At 71.1% G+C, this 24,156-nt stretch carries 4 protein-coding genes (1 of these 4 only partly in view); all 4 read right to left on the reverse strand.

Going from position 1 to position 24,156, the window contains the following annotated elements:
* Tightly spaced (at most 24 nt apart), the 4 genes in view from ABD793_RS14585 to ABD793_RS14600 form a layout consistent with a single transcriptional unit that may run on beyond the window.
* Positions 1–3,823 carry the start of an amino acid adenylation domain-containing protein gene (locus ABD793_RS14585; protein ID WP_344859901.1) on the reverse strand. Its footprint begins 3,896 nt before the window's first position, so only the first 3,823 of its 7,719 coding nucleotides appear in the window; the start codon lies at positions 3,821–3,823; the stop codon falls past the left edge of the window.
* Positions 3,820–21,843 (reverse strand): amino acid adenylation domain-containing protein, encoded by an 18,024-nt coding sequence (locus ABD793_RS14590; protein ID WP_344859904.1) that lies wholly within the window; start codon positions 21,841–21,843, stop codon positions 3,820–3,822. The genes ABD793_RS14585 and ABD793_RS14590 overlap by 4 nt, the downstream gene beginning before the upstream one ends.
* A 24-nt stretch (positions 21,844–21,867) precedes the next feature.
* Entirely contained in the window at positions 21,868–23,871 is a 2,004-nt protein-coding gene (locus ABD793_RS14595) for a multicopper oxidase family protein (protein ID WP_344859906.1), read from the reverse strand.
* On the reverse strand, positions 23,864–24,079 hold the full coding sequence (locus ABD793_RS14600) for an MbtH family protein (RefSeq protein WP_344859909.1): 216 nt from the start codon (positions 24,077–24,079) through the stop codon (positions 23,864–23,866). The genes ABD793_RS14595 and ABD793_RS14600 overlap by 8 nt, the downstream gene beginning before the upstream one ends.
* Between the last annotated feature and the right edge of the window lie 77 nt (positions 24,080–24,156).

A 24,156-nucleotide genomic window follows, 5' to 3' on the forward strand; every position in this document is an offset into this window, starting at 1 on the left:
CGGTCAGCGCCTCCCGCCAATACCGTACCTGCGTCCCCAGTGGACTGTCCGGATCGTCCTCACCGCCGAGTAATTCCCGTTGCCACAGCGCGTAATCGGCGTACTGCACCGGCAGCGCCGGCAGGTCCGGGACAACGCCGGAGGCCCGCGCACCGTAGGCCGCCGCCAGATCACCCAGCAGCGGGCCCGCAGACCACTCGTCGGCGGCGATGTGATGCACCAGCACCACCACGACGCACTCGTCCGCGGAAATCCGCAGCACCCACGCGCGGATCGGGATCTCCGCGAACAGATCGAATTCGTACCCGGCAATTTCCTGGAGCCGGCCGGGCAGGTCACCGGATGCGAGGTCAGCCGTGTGCACTTCGGGGTTGCCGGCTTCCAGTACCCGCTGGAAGGGCTTCCCATCGTGCTCGCCGAACACTGTGCGCAGGGTTTCGTGGCGGGCCACGACATCCGCGAGCGCCGCGCGAAATGCGGACACGTCCAGTTCGCCATGCAGCCGCGCCGCGAACGGAATGGTGTACCCGGATCCGAGTCCGTGCAACCGGTCCAGGAACCACAACCGCTGCTGCGCGAACGACAACGGGAGCGATTCGGGTCGTTTCCGCGGTGTCAAGGCGGGACGGCGACCGGCCGGGCCGCCGGCGAGCGAGGCCAGTCCGGACACCGTGGGGTGATCGAACACCGCGCGCATGCTGATGTCCGCGCCGAGCCTCTTCCGCAGCCGCGAGACCAGCCGGATCGCCAGCAGGGAATGCCCGCCCAGCGCGAAGAAGTCGTCCTCCGCACCGACCTCGGGCAGCTGCAGGACCTCGGCGACCGCCGCGGCGACCAGTTCCTCGGCAGGCCCGTTCGGAGCCCGCCCGCCCCGCGCCGGCGCAGCCGGTTCGGGCAACCCGGCGACGTCGAGCTTCCCGTTGCGAGTCAACGGAAACTCGTCCACCGGCAGCAGCAGGGCAGGTACCAGATGCGCGGGCAACCGGTCTGCAAGGTGCGCACGCAGCCCGTCCGGATCGACCGGCGGGGAATGCAGCTCCGCCCGGCCGGCAGCGCCGTCCCGCGACGCAGCCGAACCGCCGGATGCACGACGTGATTCATCCGGACCGGCAGCCGCCCGCACCACATCCGCGCCGGCCGGGACGTAGTAGCCGACCAGCCGGAGCGTGCCGTCCGGGCCGGGGCGGGCCAGTACCTCGGCCGCGGACACCTCGGGGTGCTCGGCAAGTACCGCACGCACTTCGCCCGGTTCGATGCGGAAGCCGCGGATCTGGACCTGCTGGTCGGCACGGCCGAGGTAGTCGAGCACGCCGTCCGGCCGCGCGACCGCCCGGTCGCCGCTTCGGTACAGCCGGGCTCCGGGCGGGCCGAACGGGTCCGCAACGAACCGTTGCGCAGTCAAGCCGGGCTGTCCGAGGTATCCACGCGCGACCCCGGGGCCGCCGACGTAAATCTCCCCCGGCACGCCGGACGGCACCGGCCGCAATGCGTGATCCAGCAGATACATCCGCAGATCCGGCAGCGCCGTGCCGATACCCGAAGCGCGGCCGGGCTGCAGTTCGGTGTGACTGACGTGCACGGTGGTCTCGGTGATCCCGTACATGTTGGCCATCGAGGTACCCGGGTGCCGGAGGAACCACGCTCGCAGCACGGTTTCGTCGAGTGCTTCGCCGCCGAAGATCACCTGCCGCAGCACGAGTCCCGGTTCGGGTTCCTCGTCGTCGGCCCGGCACAGCGCGGCGAACGCGGACGGGGTCTGGTTCAGCACGGTGACCCGCTCGCGCGCGAGCAACCCGAGCAACTCGCGCGGCGACCGACGCACCTCGTCCGGAACCACGACCAGCCGGCCACCGTGGCACAGCGCGCCCCAGATCTCCCACACCGAGAAGTCGAAAGCCGTGGAATGGAACCAGGTCCAGGTGTCCGGTGGGCCGAACCGGAACAGCTCACGCGTGGTGTCGAGCAGCCGCGCGACATTGCGGTGGGTGACGACCACGCCCTTCGGCCTGCCGGTCGAGCCGGAGGTGTAGATGACATAGGCCGCATCAGCAGGGTCGACCTCGACCCCGCCGTACGGGTCGACCTCGCCGCGTAACTCGGCCACGGTGTCGGTCAGGACACGATCGGTGCCCGCGGGCAGCACGTGCTCGGTGGCCCGGTCAGTCACCACGGTCACCGGCCGCGCGTCGACGAGTGTGCCGGCGATGCGGTCGGCCGGGTAGTCCGGATCGATCGGCAAGTAGGCCGCACCGGCGCGAAGCACCGCGAGCAGGGCGACGACGGTGCCCGTGCCCCGCGGCAGCACCACGCCGACCAGGTCCCCACGCCCGGTTCCGCTCGCGGTCAGCGCGGCGGCGAGCTGGGCCGAGCGAGCGTCGAGTTCGGCGTAGGTCAACGACCCGTCGGCGTCGGACACCGCGAGCGCGTCCGGGGTTTCCACGACGTGCGCACGGATGCGTTCCGGCACCGTCGCCACTCGTCCGTCAGCCGAGGGCGATCGCGTCAGCTGGGCTCGTTCACCATCGCTGAGCAGGTCGAACGCGGCCGGCGGCCGGTCCGGGTGCGCGGCGATCCGGGTGAGCAGCCGCACGAGCCGGGCCGCGAGCGTGCTCATCTGCCCGGCGGTGCGGTGGCCGGGCAGGTAGAGCAGGCCCAGTTTCAGCTCCGGACCGGGCTGGGCGATCAGGGTGACCGGATAATGCGTGGCGTCGCTGCCGGTGATGCCGGCGAGCCGGAGCCCGGCACCGGCACCGGCGGTCTCGATCGAATCCGGGTCGACCGGGTAGTTCTCGATCACCACGAGCGTGTCGAACAGCGTCCCGGCGCCCGCGTCCCGCTGGATCTCGGCCAGGCTGACGTGGTGGTGCTCGAGCACTGCGTTCTGCTCGGCCTGCACCCGGCGCAGCAACGTGGTGACCGGCTCGCCGGGCCGGATCCGGACGCGTACCGGAATCGTGTTGACGAACAGCCCGATCATCGATTCGACCCCGGCCAGATCGGTCGGACGACCGGAGACCACGCCACCGAAGACCACATCGTCGCGATCGGTCGACGCACCGAGCACCACCGCCCACGCGGTGTAGAGCAGGTTTCCGAGCGTGACGCCCTGCTGCCGGGCGAGCCGGACGAGCGCCTCGGTGGTCGCGGGGTCCAATACGGTGTCGTGCCGTTGTGGCGCAGCACCGGTCTCTGCGGTACTTCCGCCGGCCAGCAGCGTCGGACCATCCACTCCGGACAGTGCATCGCGCCAGGCCTTGCGGGCTGCGTCGTTGTCCTGTTTGGTCAGCCACGCCAGGTAGTCGCGGTACGGGCGCGGAGTGGGCAACGCGTCCTCGTCGCCGTAGAGAGCAAGGAGTTCACGCACCACCAGCGGCACCGACCAGCCGTCCAGCAGCAGGTGGTGATGGGTCAGCAGCAGCCGGTGCTCCACATCGGACAGCCGGACCAGGGTGAACCGCAGCAACGGCGGGGTACCGGGGTCGAACCGGCGTTCCCGGTCCGCTTCGGACAGTCGAGTCAGCTCGCCGGGCGGCCGGTCGCTCAGATCGACCTCGTGCCACTCCGGTTCCACCTCGGCGGGCACGACCTGCACGATCTGGTCGATCCCCTCGTGCCAGAACGCGGCACGCAGGTTGGGGTGCCTGCGCAGCAGCGCGGCGGCGGCCGCCCGCAACCGCGCGGCGTCCAGCCTGCCGCGCAGGTCCAGGGTGAGCTGCACGGTGTAGCGGTCGGGGCCGGCTTCGGAGTACATCGTGTGGAAGAGCAGGCCCTGCTGCAGGGGTGCCGCGGGCAGGACGTCCTCGATGCGCGACCGCGTGGTCACCGGGTCCTCCAAGTCGTTTCGAGCAGATCGATCTGGTCCTGGCTCAGCGACACCAACGGCAGATCGGACGGGGTGTGCCCGCCCGCGTCCTCGCCCGCGGCGTGCGCGGTGAATCCGTCGAGCGCGGCGAACCAGCGTTCGGTGAGCGCATCGATTTCGCCCGCGCCCCACAGCGCGGGCGCGTAGACCCAGTGCACGGAAAGTTCCGGCCCCGGCAGCACGGACAGGTTGACCGTCAAACCGCTCGCCAGCGCCAGCTCGGGGTCCGCGGTACCGCCGAGCCCGGCCGAGAGCGGTGCCCACGGCTCGTCCGGCGCCGCCGTGGTGTCGCTGCGGCCCAGGTAGTTGAAGGTGATTCCGGCGCCGGGCAGCCTGCCCAGCGCAGCGGAGGTCCGTGGGTTCAGGTACCGCAGCAGGCCGTAGCCGATCCCCTCACCGGGCACGGCGCGGACCGTTTCCTTGACCCGTTTCAACGCCTGCCCCGCGTCCGCCCCGCCGGAGCGGGCGGCGGGCAGGTCGAGTCCGGAGAGGTCGAACCGGACCGGATGCGCGGAGGTGAACCAGCCGACCGTGCGGGACAGGTCGGCGTCCAGATCAGCCGTCCGGCCGTGCCCCTCCACCTCCACCACCACGGATTCCCGGTCGAGCGCGAGGACCAGACCGGCCAGCAGGACCTCGTGCACGCGGGCGTGGAATGCCTCGGTGACCGTGCCGAGCAGTGCTTCGGTGCGTGCCGAAGACATGCTGCGAGTCAACGTCCGGGCGGTACCCATGGTGTCGCGGTGCGGGTCGAGCCGCTTCGGCTCGTGGCCGCGCAGCGTGCTCGTCCAGTGTTCGAGTTCGCCGGATCGCCGGGTTGCTTCGGTGGTGAGCAGGCCCGCCCAGCGCCGCCACGACGTGGGTACCGGATCGAGCACCGGCGTCCGTCCATCGTGCACCGCCGGCCAAGCAGCCGCCAGGTCACCGAGCAGGATGCGCCATGAGACGGCGTCGACCACCAGGTGGTGCAAGACGATCAGCAGCCGGTCGTCGCCGAGCCGGGCGAACCGGGCCGGCACCCCGCCCTCGGGATCGAGGTACGCGGCGGCCCGTGCCACCTCGACGTCCGGTTCGTCCGGAGTGGACACCACCTCGAGGAGGCCGGCGGCCGAGCCAGGGTGTGCCGGGTCGATCCGCAGCTTGTTCTCCTCGAGCCGCGCCCGCAGGACATCGTGCCGTTCCAGCACGGATTGCAGCACCGCAGTCAGTCCACTGTGGTCGATCCCGGCGGGCAGGCGCACGAGCATCGACTGGCAGAAGCGGGTGATCGGCCCGCCACGGTCGAGCAGCCGCAGCATGATCGGAGTCAGCGGGGCCGAACCGACCGCCTCCCGGTCGTCGGTGTGCGTGCCGCCGGTCGCGGTGGCCACTGCGGCGAGTTCGGCGGGTGTGCTGCGCTCGAACACCTGACGCGGCGTGATGCGCAGCCCGGCCGCGCGGGCACGGGCGACCAGCTGGATGGCCAGGATGCTGTCCCCGCCCAGCGGCACGAATCCGTCGTGCACCCCGGCACCGGGCACCTTGAGCAGATCGGCGAACAGCTCGGTCAGCACGCGTTCGCGCTCGTCCCGCGGCAGCGCTCCCCCGGCAGCGGCGGACTGGTCCGGTTCCGGCAGCCGGGCGAGGTCGAGCTTGCCGTTCGGCCCGATCGGCAGCTCCGGCAGTTCGGTGAACACCGCGGGCACCAGGTAGGACGGCAACAGGCGGGTGAGGTGCTCCCGCAGTTCGGCGGAGTCCGGCGCACCTGCCGGTACGACGTAGGCGACCAGCCGCCGGACGCCGGGCACGTCCTCCCGCGGCACCACCGCACACCGGGCGACCGCCGGATGTTCGGCGAGCACGGCTTCCACCTCTCCCGGCTCGATGCGGAAACCGCGGATCTTGACCTGCCGGTCGGCGCGGCCGAGGAATTCCAGTGCGCCGTTCGCGGTCCGCCGGGCGAGGTCGCCGGTGCGGTACAGGCGAGCCCCGTCCGGTGCGGCCACGAACCGTTCCGCAGTCAGCGCCGGCCTGCCGAGGTAACCCCGAGCCAGCTGCGCGCCGCCGAGGTAGATCTCCCCCGGTACGCCGTCGGGCACCGGCCGCAGCCCGGAATCGAGCAGCAGCACGCGAACGTTCGGCACCGGCCCGCCGAGGACCGGCACCTCGCCGTCGCCGGCCCTGGCACTGAGGACATCCACTGTGGACTCCGCCGGACCGTAGAGGTTCACGCCGGTGGTGTCCGAGGCCGCCACCCGGTCCCACAACGCGGTCGGCAGCGCTTCCCCGCCGAACGCGATCAACCTCGGGCGATACCGTCCGTTCTCCAGCAAACCGGTGTCCAGCAAGGGTTCGACCTGCGACGGCGTTGCCTGGAACACGTCGATGCGGTGTTCGGCAAACGCGGCCGCGAGCAGCTCCGGGTCCCGGCGCTCGATCTCACCGATCAGGTGCAGTTCGTGCCCGGCGAGCATCCACAGCAGCGGGTTTATCGCCGCATCAAAGGAGAACGACGCCAGATGCGCGACACGCAGCCGTCCGGCACCGGCCCGCGCGAACAGCGTCCGGTGATGTCCGGCGTACAGGTTCGCCAACGCGCCCACCGGGACCGCAACGCCCTTGGGCCGTCCGGTCGAGCCGGAGGTGTAGACGACGTAGGCCAGTGCATCCGGTGCCGGAAGCGGGCGATCCGGCAACGGAGGTGCCGGCTCGTCGTCGGTCATCCGCAGCACCGGAACGGTCGACGGCATTTCCCCGGTGGTCACCACCAGTGCGGGCGCGGCATCGGACAGCATGAATTCGACCCGTTCGGCCGGGTAGTCCGGATCGACCGGCAGGAACGCCGCACCGGTCATCGCCACCGCGAACACCGCGATCACGTAGTCCGCCGAACGAGGCAACAGCAGCGCGACGAGCTTTTCCGGCCCGACGCCCCGAACGGCCAGACGAGCGGCCACCTCGCGCGCCCGGCGGTCCAGCTCCGCGTAGCTCAGCCGTTCCTCACCGGAGACGAGCGCGACGTCGTCGGGCTGGGTCCGCACACGCTCGGCGAGCAGTTGCGCCAACCCGGTCTGCGGCACAGCCAGCTCCGGCCCGCGAGTCTCGGCGGGCGCGTCGAGCACGATGTCCCGCACCGGCGTACCGGCGACGAAATGGCCGAGCACCACGCGCAGGCTGTCGGCGAGGAACCGGGCCTGCTCCGGCGGGACCAGGTCGAGCCGGTGTTTCACCAGGATCCGCAGACCGGCTCCGCTCGGGGCGACGAGCACACTGACCGGATAGTGCGTGGCGTCCTGACCGGTCACACCGGACACGGACAGCCCGGCCGCGCTGCGTCCGGCGGCCGGGTCGACCGGGTAGTTCTCCACCACCAGCAGGGTGTCGAACAGCTCGCCGATGCCCGCCGCACGCTGGATGTCGCCGAGGCCGAGATGCTGGTGCGCAAGCAGTCCGGCCTGTTCGCGGTGCACCCGGCCGAGCAGTTCGGCGGCCGTGTCGCGTTCACCGAGCCGGATCCGCACCGGCACCGTGTTCACGAACAGCCCGATCATCGACTCGACCCCGGCGAGTTCACCGGGCCGCCCGGACACGACGGTGCCGAACACGACGTCCGTGGTCCCGGTCAGCCTGCCGAGGGCCAGCGCCCAGGCCGCCTGCAGCACGGTGCTGAGCGTGACCCCGCACTGCCGGGCGAGGGCGGTCAGCGCCGTGGTGTCCGGGACCGTCAGCTCGGTCTCCGCGGGCACCTCCGGCGGACGGGCCGGGTCCGGGGCGGCCAGCAGGGTGGGCGAAGCCAGGCCCGCAAACGCTTGCGCCCACGCCTCGCGAACCGCGTCGGTGTCCTGACCGGCGAGCCACCCGAGGTAGTCGTGGTAAGGCCGGCGCGGCGGGACCGATTCGCCTGCGTAACGGCTGAGCAGCTCGCCCACGATGAGCGGGTTCGACCAGCCGTCGGTGATCAGGTGGTGGCTGGTCAGCACCAGCCGGTGCTCGTCCGGCCCCAGCGTGACGAGCAGGAACCGCAACAGCGGGCCGGTTTCCGGGTCGAACCGTTCGGCGCGGTCGGCGGCGAGCAGCTGGTCCAGCTCCGCCTCGGTCGCGGTACCGGTCCGCCAGCCGGGGTCGGGCCGGGGCGGGATCACCGCGACCGTGGTGCCCGAAGCCAGCTGCCGGAACGTCGTCCGCAACGCCGGGTGCGCGGCTGTCAGCGCCCGTGCCGCGTCGTGCAGCCGCTCGGCGTCGACCGGACCACGCAAGGAGAGCACCAGCTGCACGGTGTAGACGTCCGGCGCGACAGTCTCTTCGCCGTCGAACAGCGCGTGAAACAGCAGGCCGCGCTGCAACGGCGTCAACGGCCACACCTCGGCCCGCTCCGGCACCACCGGATGCAGTTCGGCCGCCTCGTCGTCGGTCAACGCCACCATCGGGAAGTCCGCCGGGCCACGGCCGGCGGGCACCTCGGCGAGGGTCGCCAGTGCGGCGAACCAGCCATCGGCCAGCTGCGCCACCTCGGTTTCGGTCAGCAGCGCGCCGGGATAGGACCAGCGGACCCGCAACACCGGACCAGCCGGGGTATCCACTGTGGACGCGTTGATGTCGAGCACCGCCGCGGCGGCAAGGCTTTCCGGCACACCGTCGCCTGCCCCGGGTTCCGGCGCGGGCGACCAGTCGGCCCCGGTTCCGCCGCCGACGCGGCCGAGGTAGTTGAACGAGATCTGTGGTGCGGTCGCCAAACCCGGTTCCTCGTGCAGGTAGCGCAGCACACCGAACCCGCTGCCGCCGTGGGGAACCGCCCGCAGCCGCGCCTTGACCCGGTCGACCACGCGGGCGACGTCCAGCCCCTGCAGATCGAAAGTCACCGGGTACAGGCTGGTGAACCAGCCCACCGTCCGGGTGAGGTCGAGTTCGCCGTCTCGTCCGTGTCCCTCGACGGCAATCCGCACCGGTGCGTCGCCGCCCCGCCATTGCGCAACAGCGAGAGCCAACGCGGACAGCAGCACTTCCGGCAGCCGCGCGTGCCATGCCGTCGGGACCGTGGTCAGTACCTCGGTGGTTCGTTCGGCGGTCAGCTCCCGCCACAGGTGCTCGACAGTGTCGGTGGTGTCCCTTGCCGGGTCGAGCGGCCGCCGTCCCAGCGGTTCTTCCGACCCGACCTGGTCGAGCCAGAACGGCAGCTCCGCGGAGAAGTCCAGGCGGGACAGGGACTCCGCCCATTCGCGATAGGACACCGGCACGGGTGCGAGCGCATCGGCTGCGGCCGCGTCCGCCAGGTCGCCGAGCAGAATCCGCCAGGAAACACCGTCCACGACCAGGTGGTGCGCGACCATGAGCAGCCGCCCGGGTTGCGCACCCCGATCGAGCCAGACGAACCGGATCATCGCACCGGCCGCCGGGTCCAATTCGGACAGTGCGGTGGTGTGTTCGGCGGCGACCAGTTCCGTCAGGTCCGCACCGGCGGATTCGACTCGGCGGAGTGCCGGTTCTGCGGTGTCCGGTACCACCAGGGTCCCGTCGTCGCCGAGCCGGGCACGGAGAAGATCGTGCCTGCTGAGCAATGTGGACAGTAGTTCCCGCAGCCGGTCGAAGGTCAGGCCGGCCGGGGTGTACGCGACGGCGTGCTGGGCGAACCCGCGCGAATCGCCGCCGCGGCCTTCCAGCCACCGTCCCATCGGCGTCGCGGGGACGATGCCGGTGCCGGTTCCACCGGCGTGCACGACATCCACCGGAGTAGCCACAGCCGCCAGCTCGGCCATCGTGGCGTGCTCGAACACCTCCCGCGGACGCACCGACAATCCCGCCGTCCTGGCCCGGCTGACCAGCTGGATCGAGACGATGCTGTCGCCACCCAGCGCGAAGAAATTGTCGTCCAGGCCGACGTTTTCCACACCGAGCAGCTCGGCGACGATTCCGGTCAACGCCTTCTCCGCAGCCGAAACCGGCGGCCGGTACTCGGTCCCGGAGCGGGCAGGCGCAGGCAATGCGGCCCGGTCGAGCTTCCCCGTCGGCCCGAGCGGCAACGCGGGCAGCACGACGATCGCAGACGGCACCAGGTAGTCCGGCAGCACGCTCGTCGCGTGCGTCCGCACGGCCTCGCCGTCCAGCTGCTCTTCCGGCTGCGGAACGACGTAGCCGACCAGGCGCCGTTCGCCCGGGACGTCTTCGCGCACGACGACCGCGCACGTCGCCACCCCAGGGGCGGTCCGCAGTACCGCCTCCACCTCGCCGGGTTCGATCCGGAATCCGCGGAGCTTGACCTGATCGTCGGAGCGGCCGAGGAACTCCAGCTCGCCGTCTTCGCGCCAGCGGACCAGGTCTCCGGTGCGGTACATCCGCCCGCCGCGGAACGGGTCGGCGACGAACCGTTGCGCGGTCAGCGCAGGTTGCCCCAGATATCCCCGTGCCAGCCGGGCACCGCCGAGGTACAGCTCACCGGCGACGCCCGGCGGGACCGGAGCGAGAGCGGCGTCGAGCACGTAGACCACGGTCCCGCCCATCGGCCGGCCGATCGCCGGAGCCGAACCCGGTTCGTCCGGGGCGCGCCAGGCCGTGGCGTAGACGGTCGCCTCAGTGGGTCCGTACGCGTTGAGCACTTCCGCATCGGGCAGTACCTCGCGGATCTCTCGCAGCAGCCCCGAAGACAGCGCCTCGCCCGCGGGCACCACGAGCCCGGTCTTCAACCGGAGATCCGCGGTGCCGAGCAATGCCTCCAGCACCGACGGCACTCCGCTGATCGTGCTCGGCGTCCAGCTGCGGTCCGGATTCCGCGCCGGTTCCAGCAGGTCGACGGTCAGCTCCAGGGCACCTCCGCCCAGCAGTGGCGCGAAGATCTCGAAGACCGAGACGTCGAAGTTGAGCGAGGTCGTGGCGAGCATCCGGCTGAGTGCCGCGGTCCCGAGTTCGGCCTGTGCCCAGGCCGCGAGCCTGACCACCGCGTGCTGCGGCACCACGACGCCCTTCGGCCGCCCGGTGGAGCCGGAGGTGTAGATCGCGTACGCCGGGTGCTGCGGTGCCGCCCGGTGGCCGAGGTCGTGTCCGGGACCGGGTCCGTCGCTCGGCCGCAGCACCGGGCAGCCGGCCGACAACGGCGGATCGGCCCGGTCGGTGAGCACCAGTACCGGCTTGGCGTCCTCGATCATGAACGCCAGCCGCTGCGCCGGATAGGCCGGGTCGAGCGGCAGGTACGCAGCCCCCGACTTGAGCACGGCGAGGATCGCGACCACCAGTTCCGCCGTGCGATCGAGGCAGAGCCCGACGAACCGTTCCGGTCCGGCCCCGTGGCCAACGAGAACGCGAGCGAGCCGGTTGGCGCGCGCGTTGAGTTCGCGGTAAGTCAGCGATCCTTCCGCAGCCAGAACTGCCGGTGCTTCCGGTTGCCGCGCGGCGACACGCTCGAACACCGCGGCGATGGTTTCCTCGGTTTCCCCGACGGCGGCACCGGGCGGCCCCGCCCAGGAACCGAGCACTCGCTGTCGTTCGTCGTCGGTGAGCAAGTCGAAGCGGGACATCGGGGCGTCCGGCTCGGCGAGCATCGCGGTCAGCAAGGCCTGCCAGCGGCCGGCGAGCGAGGCGGCGGTGCCCGGCGTGAACAGGTCGGCGTCGGTGACCACCGCACCCCGGATTCCGCCGCCATCGTCGACCACCGCGAAGGTCAGGTCGAACTTCGCCGTTCCGGTGTCGATCAGGTCCAGGTCCGTGCTGAGCCCCGGCAGGTCGAGCGGACGGGAATCGCGCCGCTGGTAGGAGACCAGCACCTGGAACAGCGGATGCCGCGACCTCGACCGTACCGGCCGCAGTTCGTCGACCAGCTGCTCGAACGGCACCGCGGAGTGCTCGAGCGCGTCCAGCACGGTCCGCCGGGTACGGCCGGTCAGCTCGGTCAGGCTGGGATCGCCGCTGAGGTCGGTGCGCAGCACCAGGGTGTTGACGAAGAACCCGACCAGCTCACCCAGCGCGTCCTCGTCGCGGCCCGCCACCGGGGTGCCGACCGGGATGTCCGTTCCGGCACCGAGCTTCGCGAGCAACGCGGCCACCAGTGACTGGCACACCATGAACACACTGGCGCCGGTGTGCTCGGCGAACTCGCGCAACCGGCTCGAAAGCCCGGCCGACAGCCGGAATTCGCCGGTTTCGCCGCGATAACCGGGAGTGTCCGGACGGGACCGGGCGTAGGGCAGATCGAGTTCTTCCGGCAGCCCGGCCAGCCGTTCGCGCCAGTACCGGACCTGACCGGCGAGCACGCTGCCCGGATCGGCCGCGTCGCCGAGCACTTTCCGTTGCCAGATCGCGTAATCGGCGTAGTGCACCGGCAGCGGCAGCCACTCCGGCGCCGAACCGCGCAACCGGGCGCGGTAAGCGCTCGCCAGATCGTCGGCCAGCGGGCGCAACGACCATTCGTCCGCGGCGATGTGGTGCACCACGAGCAGCAACGTGTGCTCGTCCGCACCGGTGCGGAACAGATGTACCCGTACCGGAGGCTCGTCGTTCAGGGGAACCGGTATCCGAGCGGCTTCCGCCGGTTCACCATCCGATTCGGACAGCTCCAGGTGCACATCGGACAGTACATGCTGGCGAGGAACGCCACCGTCCGCGGGGAACACCGTACGCAGGCTTTCGTGGCGCTGCACGAGATCGTTCACCGCCGCGGTCAAAGCGGCTCGGTCGAGCTCACCGGACAGCCGTAGCACCACGGGCACGTTGTAGGCCGGGTTGTCCCCTTCGAGCTGATGCAGGAACCACAAACGCTGCTGGGCGAAAGACAACGGGACCGCAGCCGGTCGAGGACCGGCAGCCAGCCGTGGCCGTTCCTGCGCACCGCCGCCGATCTGCCGCGCGAGTTCGGCGGCAGTCGGTGCTTCGAACACGGTGCGGACACTGATCTCCGCGCCGGTAGCGGCACGGACCCGGGACACCAGGCGAATGGCGAGCAGAGAATGTCCGCCGACCGCAAAGAAGTTGTCGTCGACGCCGATCTCCGCCACATCGAGCAACTCCGCGAACAACCGGCACAGCAGCTTCTCGCCGTCGGTACGCGCGGCAACGGACGCAGGCGGCCCGGCCGAGGGCTCCGGCAACGCGGCGCGGTCCAGCTTTCCGTTACCGGTCAACGGGAAAGCCGGCATCGGCACGAACGCACCCGGCACGAGATGCGGTGCCAAGGTGGCGCGGGCGTACTCCGCCAGCGACTCGACGTCGGCCGTTCCGGTCACGTAGGCGACCAGCCGGTCCGGCCGGGCCAGCACCACTGCGCCGGTCACGTCCGGGTGGTTCGCCAGCGCGACCTCGACTTCACCGGGCTCGATGCGGTAGCCGCGGATCTTGACCTGGGCGTCGGTACGGCCGACGAAGACCAATGTCCCGTCCGCCCGGCGCCGGGCGAGGTCTCCGGTGCGGTAACAGCGCGCGCCGGGCTCGCCGAACGGATCGGCGACAAACCGTTGTGCGGTAAGGCCGGGTTCCCCGAGATAACCGCGGGCCAGCCCGGCACCGGCCAGATACAGCTCGCCCGTGACACCGGCAGGTACCGGCTGCAGAGCTGCGTCCAGCAGATACGCGCGCATGCCGTCGAGCGGCCTGCCGATCGGACTGACCGACTGCGGCGGCTGGTCCATGGCGTGCGCGGTGGCGAACGTCGTCGTCTCGGTCGGGCCGTAGCCGTTCACCACGGTGGGCACGGTGTTCAGCACTGCACGTACCGCGGCGGGCGGCACGACGTCACCGCCGGTCCAGACTTCCCGCACGCCGTGCAAAGCGTCCGGCATCTCCTCGGCGACCACGGTGAACAGCCCCGCGGTCAGCCACAGCGAGGTCACGCCGTGCCGGGCGATGAGATCCCGCAACGACGGCGGATCGAGTTGCCCGTCCGGCGCGACGACGACCCGTCCGCCGGACAGCAGCGGAACCCACAGCTCGTAGGTCGCCGCGTCGAAGGAATAGGGCGAGTGCAGCAACACCCGTTCCTGGGCACCGCCGGCGAAGCGGTGGTCCGTGGCCAGCGCGCTGATCTCGCGGCCGGTCACCGCAACGCCCTTGGGCACGCCGGTGGATCCGGAGGTGAACATGACGTACGCCAGCCGTGCCGGATCCGGTTGCGGCAGGTCCCCGTCCGGTCCGGGCTCGTCGAGGCGCAGCACCGGGACCTCGTCGGCTACGGACCCGTTGTCGCTCACTACCAGCACGGCTCCGGCGGACCGCAACAACGCCGCGATCCGGGCGGCAGGCAGACCGGCCTGGAGCGGCAGATAAGCGGCCCCGGCACGCACCACCGCCAACGTCGCGACCACGAGATCCACGCTGCGTGGCAACGCCAAGGCCACCACGGTCTCCGGCCGCGCACCCGCCGCGGACAACCGCTTTGCCGCTGCGGTGACCCGTGCATCCAACTCCGCGTAGGTCACCGTGGTCTCGCCCTGTACCAGGGCAATCGAGTCCGGCGTGCGCACAGCCTGCTCCTGGAACAGCTCGTCCGGCGCGCGGGACGAACCCGGCTCAGTACCGGCCGGGAGGGCTTCGGCCAGTTCCCCGTCGGTGAGCAGCGGGATCGACCCGATCCGGAGGTCCGGGCCGGCCACCGCGGTTTCCAGGAACCGGCTCAGATACCGGCCGAACCGTTCGATGTCGGCCGCGTCGAACAGCGCGGTGCGGTAGTTCAGGGTGATTCCGGCCTGCTCGTGCTGAGTGGTGAACACCAGGGTCAGGTCGAATTTCGCGGTCGCGGTGCGCAGTGGGAACGGTTCTGCAGCCAGCTCGCCCCAGGCAGGTGTGCTGACCGCGTCGCGGTGCACCAGCAGCACCCGCGGAACGGGCGCGGCCGGGTCCGCGCGACGCAGGCCGAGGGTGTCGACGAGGTGGTCCAGCGGGACGTCCTGGTGTGCGTAGGCGGCCAGGTCGGTGTCCCGGATCCGGCTCAGCAGTTCGCCGAATGTCGGGTTGCCGGTGAGGTCGGTGCGCAGCAGGAGCGTGGTGACGAAGAACCCGACCAGCCCGTCGAGTGCGGCGTCGGAACGGCCCGCGGTGACCGTGCCCAGCGGCAGGTCGGTACCGGCGCCCAGCCGCATGAGCACCGCGGCGGTCGCTGCTCGCAACACCATGAACGGGGTGGTCGCCGTCATCGCGGCCAGCTGACGAATGCCGCGGGTGGCGGTCTCGGACAGGGCCAGATCGTGGTAACCGCCTTCGTTCCCGGTGCCGGACCGGGCAAACGGCAGATCGTGGTCCACCGGCAGTTCGGCGAGCGTGCCGGTCCAGTAGCCGGTCTGGGTTTCCAGTACCTCGTCGAGCACCTCGCGGTGCCAGAGCGCGTAATCGGCGTACTGGACCGGCAACGGCGGCCAGTCCGGCACGCCGCCGGGTGCCCGCGCGGTGTACGCCCGCGCCAGATCACCCAGCAACGGACCCATCGACCACTCGTCACAGGCGATGTGGTGCACCACGATCAGCAGCAGGTGTTCCGATCCCCGGTGCCACAACCAGATCCGCACCGGCAGTTCGGTCTCCAGCTCGAACCGTCGCGCAGCGGCCGCTTCCGGGGACACCTCCGGCTCGGCGAAGCACCGCTCGGCCAACTCGCGGTCGGCCGGAAGTACCTGCTGGTACGGCACTCCGTCACGGGTCGGGTAGATCGTGCGGAGGACCTCGTGCCGCGCGAGCACGTCCGCGACCGCGGCCCGCAGCGCCGCCTCGTCGAGCTGGCCACGCAGGCGGATGCCCACCGGAACGTTGTAGGCGGCGCCGCCGTCGAGCCGGTCGGCCAGCCAAAGCCGTTGTTGCGCGGGGGAAAGCGGGATCTCCCGCGGCCGGTCCGCCGGACGCAGCGCGGCCCTGGCCGGGGTGGCGCGCCCCGCCGCGGCGAGGTCACGCACGGTCGGCGAGGTGAACACTTCCCGCAGCGCGATCTCCACCCCCAGCTCCGCGCGGGCCTTGGTGATCAGCTTCGTGGCAAGCAGGGAATGCCCGCCCAGCGCGAAGAAATCGTCGTCGATGCCGACCCCCGGCACGCCGAGTACGTCGCCGACGAGACGGCACAGCGCGGCTTCCACCGGCGTCCGCGCCTGCGTACCACCCACCATCGCGGTGCGATCCGGCGCCGGCAGCGCTCTCCGGTCGACCTTCTGGTTGGGCAGCAACGGCAGTGCCTCCAGCACCACGAATGCCGCAGGCACCTGATGCGCGGGCAACCGGCCCGCGGCGTGCCGACGCAACTGCGCCGGTTCCGCGCCGAGCCCCGGCGACGGCACGACGTAGCAGACCAGCTGCCGTCCACCCGCACCGTCGTCGGTCGCGATCACCACCGCTTCGGCCACCGTGGGATCGGCCAGTACCACGGCCTCGACCTCGGCCGGTTCCACGCGGAAGCCACGGATCTTGACCTGGTCGTCGATCCGGCCCAGCATTTCGAGCCGGCCGTCGCCGGTCCACCGCACCAGATCGCCGGTGCGGTACATCCGCGCGCCGGCCGGGCCGAACGGATCGGCGACGAACCGGGTCGCGGACAGTCCCGCCTGACGGAGGTACCCGCGGGCGAGACCGGCGCCGCCGAGGTACAGCTCTCCGGCCACCCCCGGGGCAACCGGCCGAAGCACGGAATCCAGCACGTAGGCCACTTTGTCCACGTCCGGCTGTCCGATCGCGACAGTGCCGGTGGTGAACCCGCGTGGACAGGTCCACAGCGTGGAGTTGACCGTCGATTCGGTGGGTCCGTAGGCGTTGAACATCGGGTGGTCCGCGGACCAGCGCGCGAACAGCGTCGGCGGGCAGTGGTCCGCGCCGACGATCACCGTCATCCCGGCGGGCAGGCTGCCCTCGGGCACCGTGCTGAGCGCCGAGGGCGGCACGTCGATGTGGGTCAGCCGGTGCCGGGTGACGAACTCGGCCAGCTCGGCGCCCAGCCGTTGCTCCGCGGGTACCACCGCGAGCGCGCCACCGGAGAACACGCTCATCGCCAGTTCGGAGAACATCATGTCGAAACTCGGCGACGCGAACTGCAGATGCCGGGTACCCGGCCCGGCGGTCACCGTGCTGTCCCAGGTTTCCACGAGCCCGGTCAGGCCCTCGTGCGTGGACACCACGGCCTTCGGCCTGCCGGTCGAGCCGGAGGTGTAGATCAGGTACGCGGCGTGCGCGGGCCGCAGCGGCGCGCGGCGGTCCACATCGGACGGATCGGTCGCCGGCCGGCTCGCCGCCGCTGCACTGGTCGTCTCGTCGTCGAGGACGAGGACGGGTACGCCGGCAGGGGCGCTGTGCAGGCTCGCGCGGTCGGTCACGACCAGCACCGGCCGGGCGTCGCCGAGTACGAAAGCCACGCGTTCGGCCGGATAGTCCGGGTCCACCGGCAGATACACCGCACCCGCCTTGAGCACCGCCAGCAGGCTCACCACGACCTCGGGCGAGCGGGGCAGCAACACCGCCACCGGCTGTTCCGGACCGGCGCCACGGGCGATCAGCTCGTGCGCGAGGCGGTTCGCCCGCTCGTTCAGCTCGCGGTAGGACAGCTCGTGCTCGTCGTCGATCAGCGCGGGTGCGTCCGGGGCTCGCACGACCTGTCGTTCGAAGATCGCCGGTGCGGTTTCCGGACGCAGTCCGACCTGCCGGCCGGGCCGCAACGCGCTTCGCTGCTCTTCAGCGGACAGCACCTCGATCGCCGAGAGGCGACGGTGCGGTGCGGCGGCCACTTCCGCCAGTAGTGTGCCCAGCCAGCGCGCGATCGACTCGACCGTGCCGGGCTCGAACAGTTCGGTGCTGTACTCGATTTCCGCCTGCAGACCGGCGCCTTCGGTGAACGCGAACGCAAGATCGAACTTCGCCGTGCCGGTCCGGACCAGCTCACGGCGCACGGCCAGCCCGGCGAACTCGGCGGAACCCGCGTCCTCGGTACGCAGATCGAGCAAGACCTGGAACAGCGGATGCCGGCCGGCCACGCGGGCCGGGTTGAGCTCCTCGACCAGCCGCGCGAACGGCAGATCCTGATCGGCCAGCGCAGCGAGGTCGGTGTCCCGGACCCGGGCGAGCAGCTCGGTGAACGTCGGGTTGCCCGCGGTGTCCGTGCGCAGCACGAGCGGGTTGACGAAGAAGCCGGTCACGGTGTCGAGCGCGGCATCCGTCCGGCCCGCCGACGGGACCCCGATCGGCAGGTCCGTGCCCGCGCCGAGCCGGGTCAGCACGGCGGCGAGGGCAGCGTGCAGCAGCATGAACAGGCTGACGCCCTCGACCGCGGCCAGCGCACGGAGACGTTCGTGCACCGCCGGTGCCACGGCGAAGGCCAACGCAGCGCCTGCCCCGGTGGGCGACGACGGGCGCGGACGGTCGGCCGGGAGCGCGATCTCGTCCGGCAGCCCGGCAAGCCGGTCCCGCCAGTGCGCCAGCTGCCGGGCCCCGGTCGAGTCCGGGTCGTCCGGCGAGCCGATCAGCTCGTTCTGCCAGAGCGTCGCGTCGAGGTAGCTGGGGCCCTCGGCGCCCCACGCCGGTTCTTCGCCCGCTCGACGTGCAGCGTAAGCAACAGCGAGGTCCGCGACGAGCACGTCCAGCGACCACTCGTCGGCAACGATGTGGTGCAGCAGCACGAGCAGCGTGTGCTCGCCGTTCTCCTCACGGTGCAGCTCGAAGCGCACCGGCGGTTCCGGCCCGAGGTCGAACGTCTGCCGCGCGTGCTCGGGCAACAGCCCGGACGGGTAGCTGACCAGCTCCGGCCCGTCGGTCAGCACCTGCCGGACGGAGGTGATCTCGCCGTCGCCCGGGTCGAACCCGATGCGCAGGCTCGCGTGGCGGCCCACGACGTCACGTACCGCGGCGGCCAGCGCGTCGGTGTCCAGTGCCCCGGACAGGTGCAGCACGAGCGGCACGTTGTAGGTCGGGGTGGGGCCGGAAAGCCGGTGCAGGAACCACAATTGCCGCTGCGCGAACGACAACGGCACCGGTCCGGCACCCGCCGCACCGGCACGCAGGGACGGCCGGGGCACGGTGTGCTCGCCCAGCGCGCGGGCGAGCCCGGCCGGAGTCGGGGTGTCGAAGACCGCGCGCACCGGTACTTCGGCATCCAGCACCGACCGCAACCGCGCGACGAGCCGCATCGCGGACAGCGAATGCCCACCGAGGGCGAAGAAATCGTCGTGTACGCCGACGCTTGCCGTGTTCAGCACCTCGGCGTACAGCCCGCACAGCACCTGTTCGTCCGGGGTCGCGCCGGTCGTCTCCGCGGAACCGCCGGGCCCAGGTTCGGGCAGCGCGGCCCGGTCGACCTTTCCGTTGGGAGTCAACGGAAACTCGTCGAGCACTGCCAGCAACGACGGAACCAGGTACTCCGGCAGAGTCTCGCCGACCGCCTGCCGGACCGCCTCCGGATCGAGACCGGCTCCCGGTTCGGCGACCAGGTAGCCGACGAGCCGCGGACCGAACGCGACCACCACCGCTCGCGAAACCCCCGGCTGGGCCAGCAGCGCGGCTTCCACCTCGCCCGGCTCGACCCGGAAGCCCCGCACCTTGATCTGGTGGTCCGCCCGGCCGAGTACCTCGGTCACGCCGTCGGCACGCACCCGCGCGAGATCGCCGGTGCGGTACCACACCGAGCCTCCGGCACCGGCCACGAATCGCTGCGCGGTCAGACCGGGCCGGTTCAGATACCCGAGCGCTACTCCGTCCCCGGCGAGGTACAGCTCCCCGGTGGCGCCGATCGGCGTGTCCTGCAGAGCGCCGTCGAGTACCCGCAGGCGAGTGTTCAGCACCCCACGCCCGATCGGCGGATCCTCCCCACGGACCGCCGGAGAAAGCTGCCAGACGGCCGACCAGATCGTGGTTTCCGTTGGCCCGTAAAGATTCGTCACGTCGGCACCGGCCTCGTGCAGCCGGTCGGCCAGTGCGCCGGGCAGCCGCTCGCCGCCCACGAGCGCGCGCAATCCACGCAACGACTGCGGAGCGTGCTCCGCCAGCGCAGTCCACAACGACGGGGTCGCCTGCATGACCTCGGCACCGCTCTCGCTGAGCAGCCGGGAAAGCAGCGCCGGGTCCCGGACCTGGTCACGGTCGGCGAGCACCACCGTCGCTCCGCTGACCAACGGCAGGAACAGCTCCAGTGCGGCGATGTCGAAGCCAACGGTGGTCACCGCCAGCAGCCGTTCCCCCGCCCGCACCGGCACTTCGGCACTCATCGCGTGCAGGAAGTTGACCAGGTTCGCGGACGAAACCACGACCCCCTTGGGCCTGCCCGTCGAACCGGAGGTGTAGATGACGTAGGCGGGCTGCTGCGGGTTCGGCTCGACCGCTCGGAACGGCGCCGCGGCAGCCGGCTCCGGCGGCGCCAGCAATGCCGTTCCCGCCGGCACCGCGAGCTCGGCGTGCTCGGACGTGAGAACGACCGCGGGCCGGGCGTCGGCGAGCATCATCTCCAGCCGTGGCCGCGGAAAGTCCGGGTCGAGCGGCAGGTAGGCCGCGCCGGTCCGGGTCACCGCGAGCAACGCGGCCACGAGGTCGGCGTTGCGCGGCAACAGCACGGCAACCAGCTGTCCTGGTCCGGCTCCGTGCGTGGCCAGTGCATGCGAGAGCTGGTCGACGCGGGCGGAAAGCTCGCGATAGGACAGTCGATCGGCACCGGCGACCAACGCCGTCGCTTCGGGGTCCGCCGCGACCTGCCGGTCGACCATCGCGGCGAGACCGTCGTACGGGATCTGCCGTACCGGGCCGTCGGAGCCGGCCGGGAGTTCACCGTGCACGGTCCCGGGCAGCGATCCGAGGCGGACGTCCGGAGTGCGGAAACCGCTGAGCAGTTCGCTGAACGCCCGCAGGTGGGTCTCCAGCTCCTCCGCACGGTAGACGTCCGGGTTGCCGTCGACCTGCACGAGCAGCGTGTCGTCCGGGGAACGGCTGACCGTCAGCGAAAGGTCCTCCACCGCCCCTGCTGCCAGGTACCGCGACCGGCCGCGGCAGGTGCCGAAGTCGAGTTCGGCGTCGAACGGCTTGATGTTGATCCACGGGCCGGTCAGCCGCCGCCCCGTGCCCAGCCGCCGGAGATCCCGGCGGATGTCCTCACCGCGGTAACGCTGGTGCGGCCGCGTGGCACGCAGCTCGGCGCGGACCGCGGCGACCAGCTCACCGGCGCCGGTCCACGGCCGGGTGGCCAGCCGCAGCGGCAGCACGTTCACCGTGCTCGCCGGCACCCGCGCCGCCACCGAACCCATCCGGCCCATCACCGGGAGCCCGAGAACCACCTCGTCCGCGCCGGTCCGCCGGTGCAGATACGCCGCAGCGGCCGCCATCAGCACCTCGGCCCAGGTGGCCTTCGTATCCCGGGCGAAAGCGTCGACCTGCCGGAGCACGGCGCCGTCCAGGCTGTGCTCGGCCCGGACGAACGAATGCGCGGCAGGTGCGGTCCGGTCGCCCAGCACCGGAACCTCGCCGAGGCCGGCGAGCCGATCCGTCCAGAACTCCCGATCCGCCTGGTACCGGGTCGATTCGGCGTAGGCGAGGTCCTCGGCCACCAGATCGCCGAACGGGGCGAACGGAGACGGCGGCACCGGCTCACCGTGCCACAGCGTGCGGTACACCTCGGCAACTCGCCGCGACACCATGGCGAATCCGTAGGCATCGAGCAGGACGTGGTGAAACCGCTGGAACCACAGGTACCGCGTGTCCCCGACCCGCAGCAGCGCCTGGGTGCACAACCGGTCACCGGTGAGCCGGGCCGGCCACGCAACATCCGCCCGCATCCACTCGTGCGCGGCCAGGGCCGGGTCCGGCCGATCACGGAAGTCCAGGATCTGCAACGGATTCTCGTCGAGCGGCAGCACCCGCTGCACCGGCTCGCCGTCCCCGGAGAACCGGACCCGCAGCCCGTCGGCCTCTTCCAGCACCTGCCGCACCGCCGCGGCGAACACCGGCTCCGCCAGTTCGCCGGTGAGCTCGACGTATTCGGCGGTGTTGTAGGTCGGGTTGTCCTCGTCCACGTGCTGCGCACGCCAGATCCCGGTCTGCGCCCGGGTCAGCGGCCGCGCGGTGGACTCGGTTTCGTTCGTGGGCACCAAGATCCCCCGGCTTCTCGTCGGTCAGGAGTGGTGGCCGCCGCCGGCCATGCCACCGCCGTTGTGCGGGTCCATCCGCAGCACCTCCGGCGGCATCACCACGAAGGGGCGCATCATCGTCATGTCCTCGTGCTCGTAGGTGTGGCAGTGGTAGACGTAGCGCCCGCTGACCCCGGCGAACCGCGGTGCGATGGTGACCTTCTGCCCCGGCCACATCTGCACCACGTCCTTCCAGGCCTGCTCCCCCGCCGGGATCTGCTCGACCTGCACCCGTTTGATCGGGGTGGCCGTACCGCCGCCCCAGCTCACCCCGTCCGCGAGCTTGAAGTACCGGAACCCGCTGACGTCCCACTTCTCCTTGCCCAGCACCTGGAACGAGCAGGCGTGCAGGTGCATCGGATGCGGAAACGCACCGGCCTCGGGCTCCACGTTGTAGAACGTCCAGCGTTCCCAGCTGTCCCGCGTGACGGTGAACTGCACCGCGTCCGATGGCATCGAAGCCACCCGGCGATAGGTGACCACACTGCCGTCGTCCTGCTGGATCTGCACGATCCCGTCGACCGGCAATGGCCCCTTCGGCGCTTCGGTGCGTTCCATCTCCCACAACTGCGCGTCCGGCGGCGAAACCGGGGTGGCCACCACCACCCGCTCCGGCACCGATTTCAGGTCCGCGTCGGTGACCCGCCGGAACGACGGGGAAACCTTGGCAGGCAACCGGAACGGATCGTGCACCGGCGCACCGCCGACGCGGAACTCCAGCACCCACGGCACCGGCGGCGTCGCGAACTGGTTGCGCACCCTGATCTTCTTGCCACGCAGTGCGGAGAAGTCCACGAGCAGATCGACCCGTTCGGCGGGCGTGATCACCAGGTCATCGTCCACAGTGACCGGTTCGGGCAGCAGTCCGGCGTCCGCGCCGATCTGCACCACCGAACCGGCAGGCACCCGGTTGCCCTGCTCGTCCTCGAACCGCAGGCTGTAGGGCCGCATGTTGGAAGCGTTGAGCAGCCGGAACCGGTACCACCGCGGCTCCGCCTCGAGGAACGGCCAGATCACCCCGTTCACCAGCGAGTACGGTCCGGTGAACGGACGGACCAGCCGGACGCCCTCCGGGTAGGTGATGATCGTCTTGTACAGCACCCCGCCGTCGAGCAAACCGTTCTCGTCGGTGTCGAGGTTGTGGTCGGAGAGCACGAGCGGGATCTCGTACCGGCCCGAGGGCAGGCCGAGCGCGCGTTCCTCGTCGTCCCGGATCAGGTAGCAGCCCGCGGTCAGGCCGGCCAGCACGTTGAAGTGCGTGATGTGCATCGCGTGGTCGTGGTACCACAGCGTCGCCGCCGCCTGGTCGTTGCTGTACTCGGACAGCTGCGACTGTCCCGGCAGCACCGCGTTCTCCGGCCAGCCGTCCTGCCCGCCGCCGGTCAGCGCGCCGTGCAGGTGCACCGCGACCCACGGCGGCAGTGCGGCCACGTCCGCCCGCGGGGTACCGCCTTCCTTGCCGGGCCGATCCCATTGGTAGGGGTCACTTCCGGTGGCGAACGGCAGCTCGACCACGGACAGCGGATAACTTCCGCTGAGCTCGTTGGCCCACGTGACGCGCAGCTTCTGGCCACGGCGCACGTCGAAGGTCGGACCGGGGTACTGCCCGTCGTAGGCCCAGACCCGGGTGCGCGGCAGCTGGGTATGCAGACGCACCCAGGATTCACGCATCGTCACCGTGGCGTAGGACACGCCGTCCTGCTCGCGGGTGCGCACCACGGGCGGCACCGGCAGCCGGTCGAGGAACGGCGTCAGATCACGCACACCCGGCGGGATGTCGCCACCGGGCCGCTGCGGCGCGGACACCGGCGAGACCACCGTGCCGTGGTGTCCGGTGTGGACGATCGGGGTGCTCGCCGCGGCCTGCGCGCCGGGCTCCTGGACCAGCGCACGGTAACCGAGCGCGCCGACTGCGGCCAAGGAGACCGCACCACCGAAAAGCTCCCGTCTGCTCAGCCCCCGCACCTCGCCGTGTTCGGGCTCAGGCATCGGATTCCATCGCGTCGACGAGACTCTTCGGCCGCATGTCCGTCCAGTGCGTCTCCACGTAGTCCACACAGGACTGCCGGTCCGCCTCGCCGTGCACCTGCCGCCAGCCTGCCGGGATTTCGGCGAACGACGGCCACAGCGAGTGCTGCCCTTCATCGTTCACCAGCACGAAGAACCGGCCGTCCTCGTCATCGAACGGATTCGTCACCGCAAGCCCCATCTGTCTCGTCACCAGGCGTTCAACTTAGGCGAGCATAACCTAAGAAATCGGGTGACCACTAGGTC

Origin of the sequence: Amycolatopsis ultiminotia (assembly GCF_039536925.1) — a bacterium.
In the GTDB taxonomy this organism is placed as follows: Bacteria; Actinomycetota; Actinomycetes; order Mycobacteriales; family Pseudonocardiaceae; genus Amycolatopsis; species Amycolatopsis ultiminotia.

Excerpts from the sequence above, each read along its gene's own strand:
- ABD793_RS14595 (WP_344859906.1), bottom strand. The coding sequence starts at position 23,871 with ATGCCTGAGCCCGAACACGGCGAGGTGCGGGGGCTGAGCAGACGGGAG.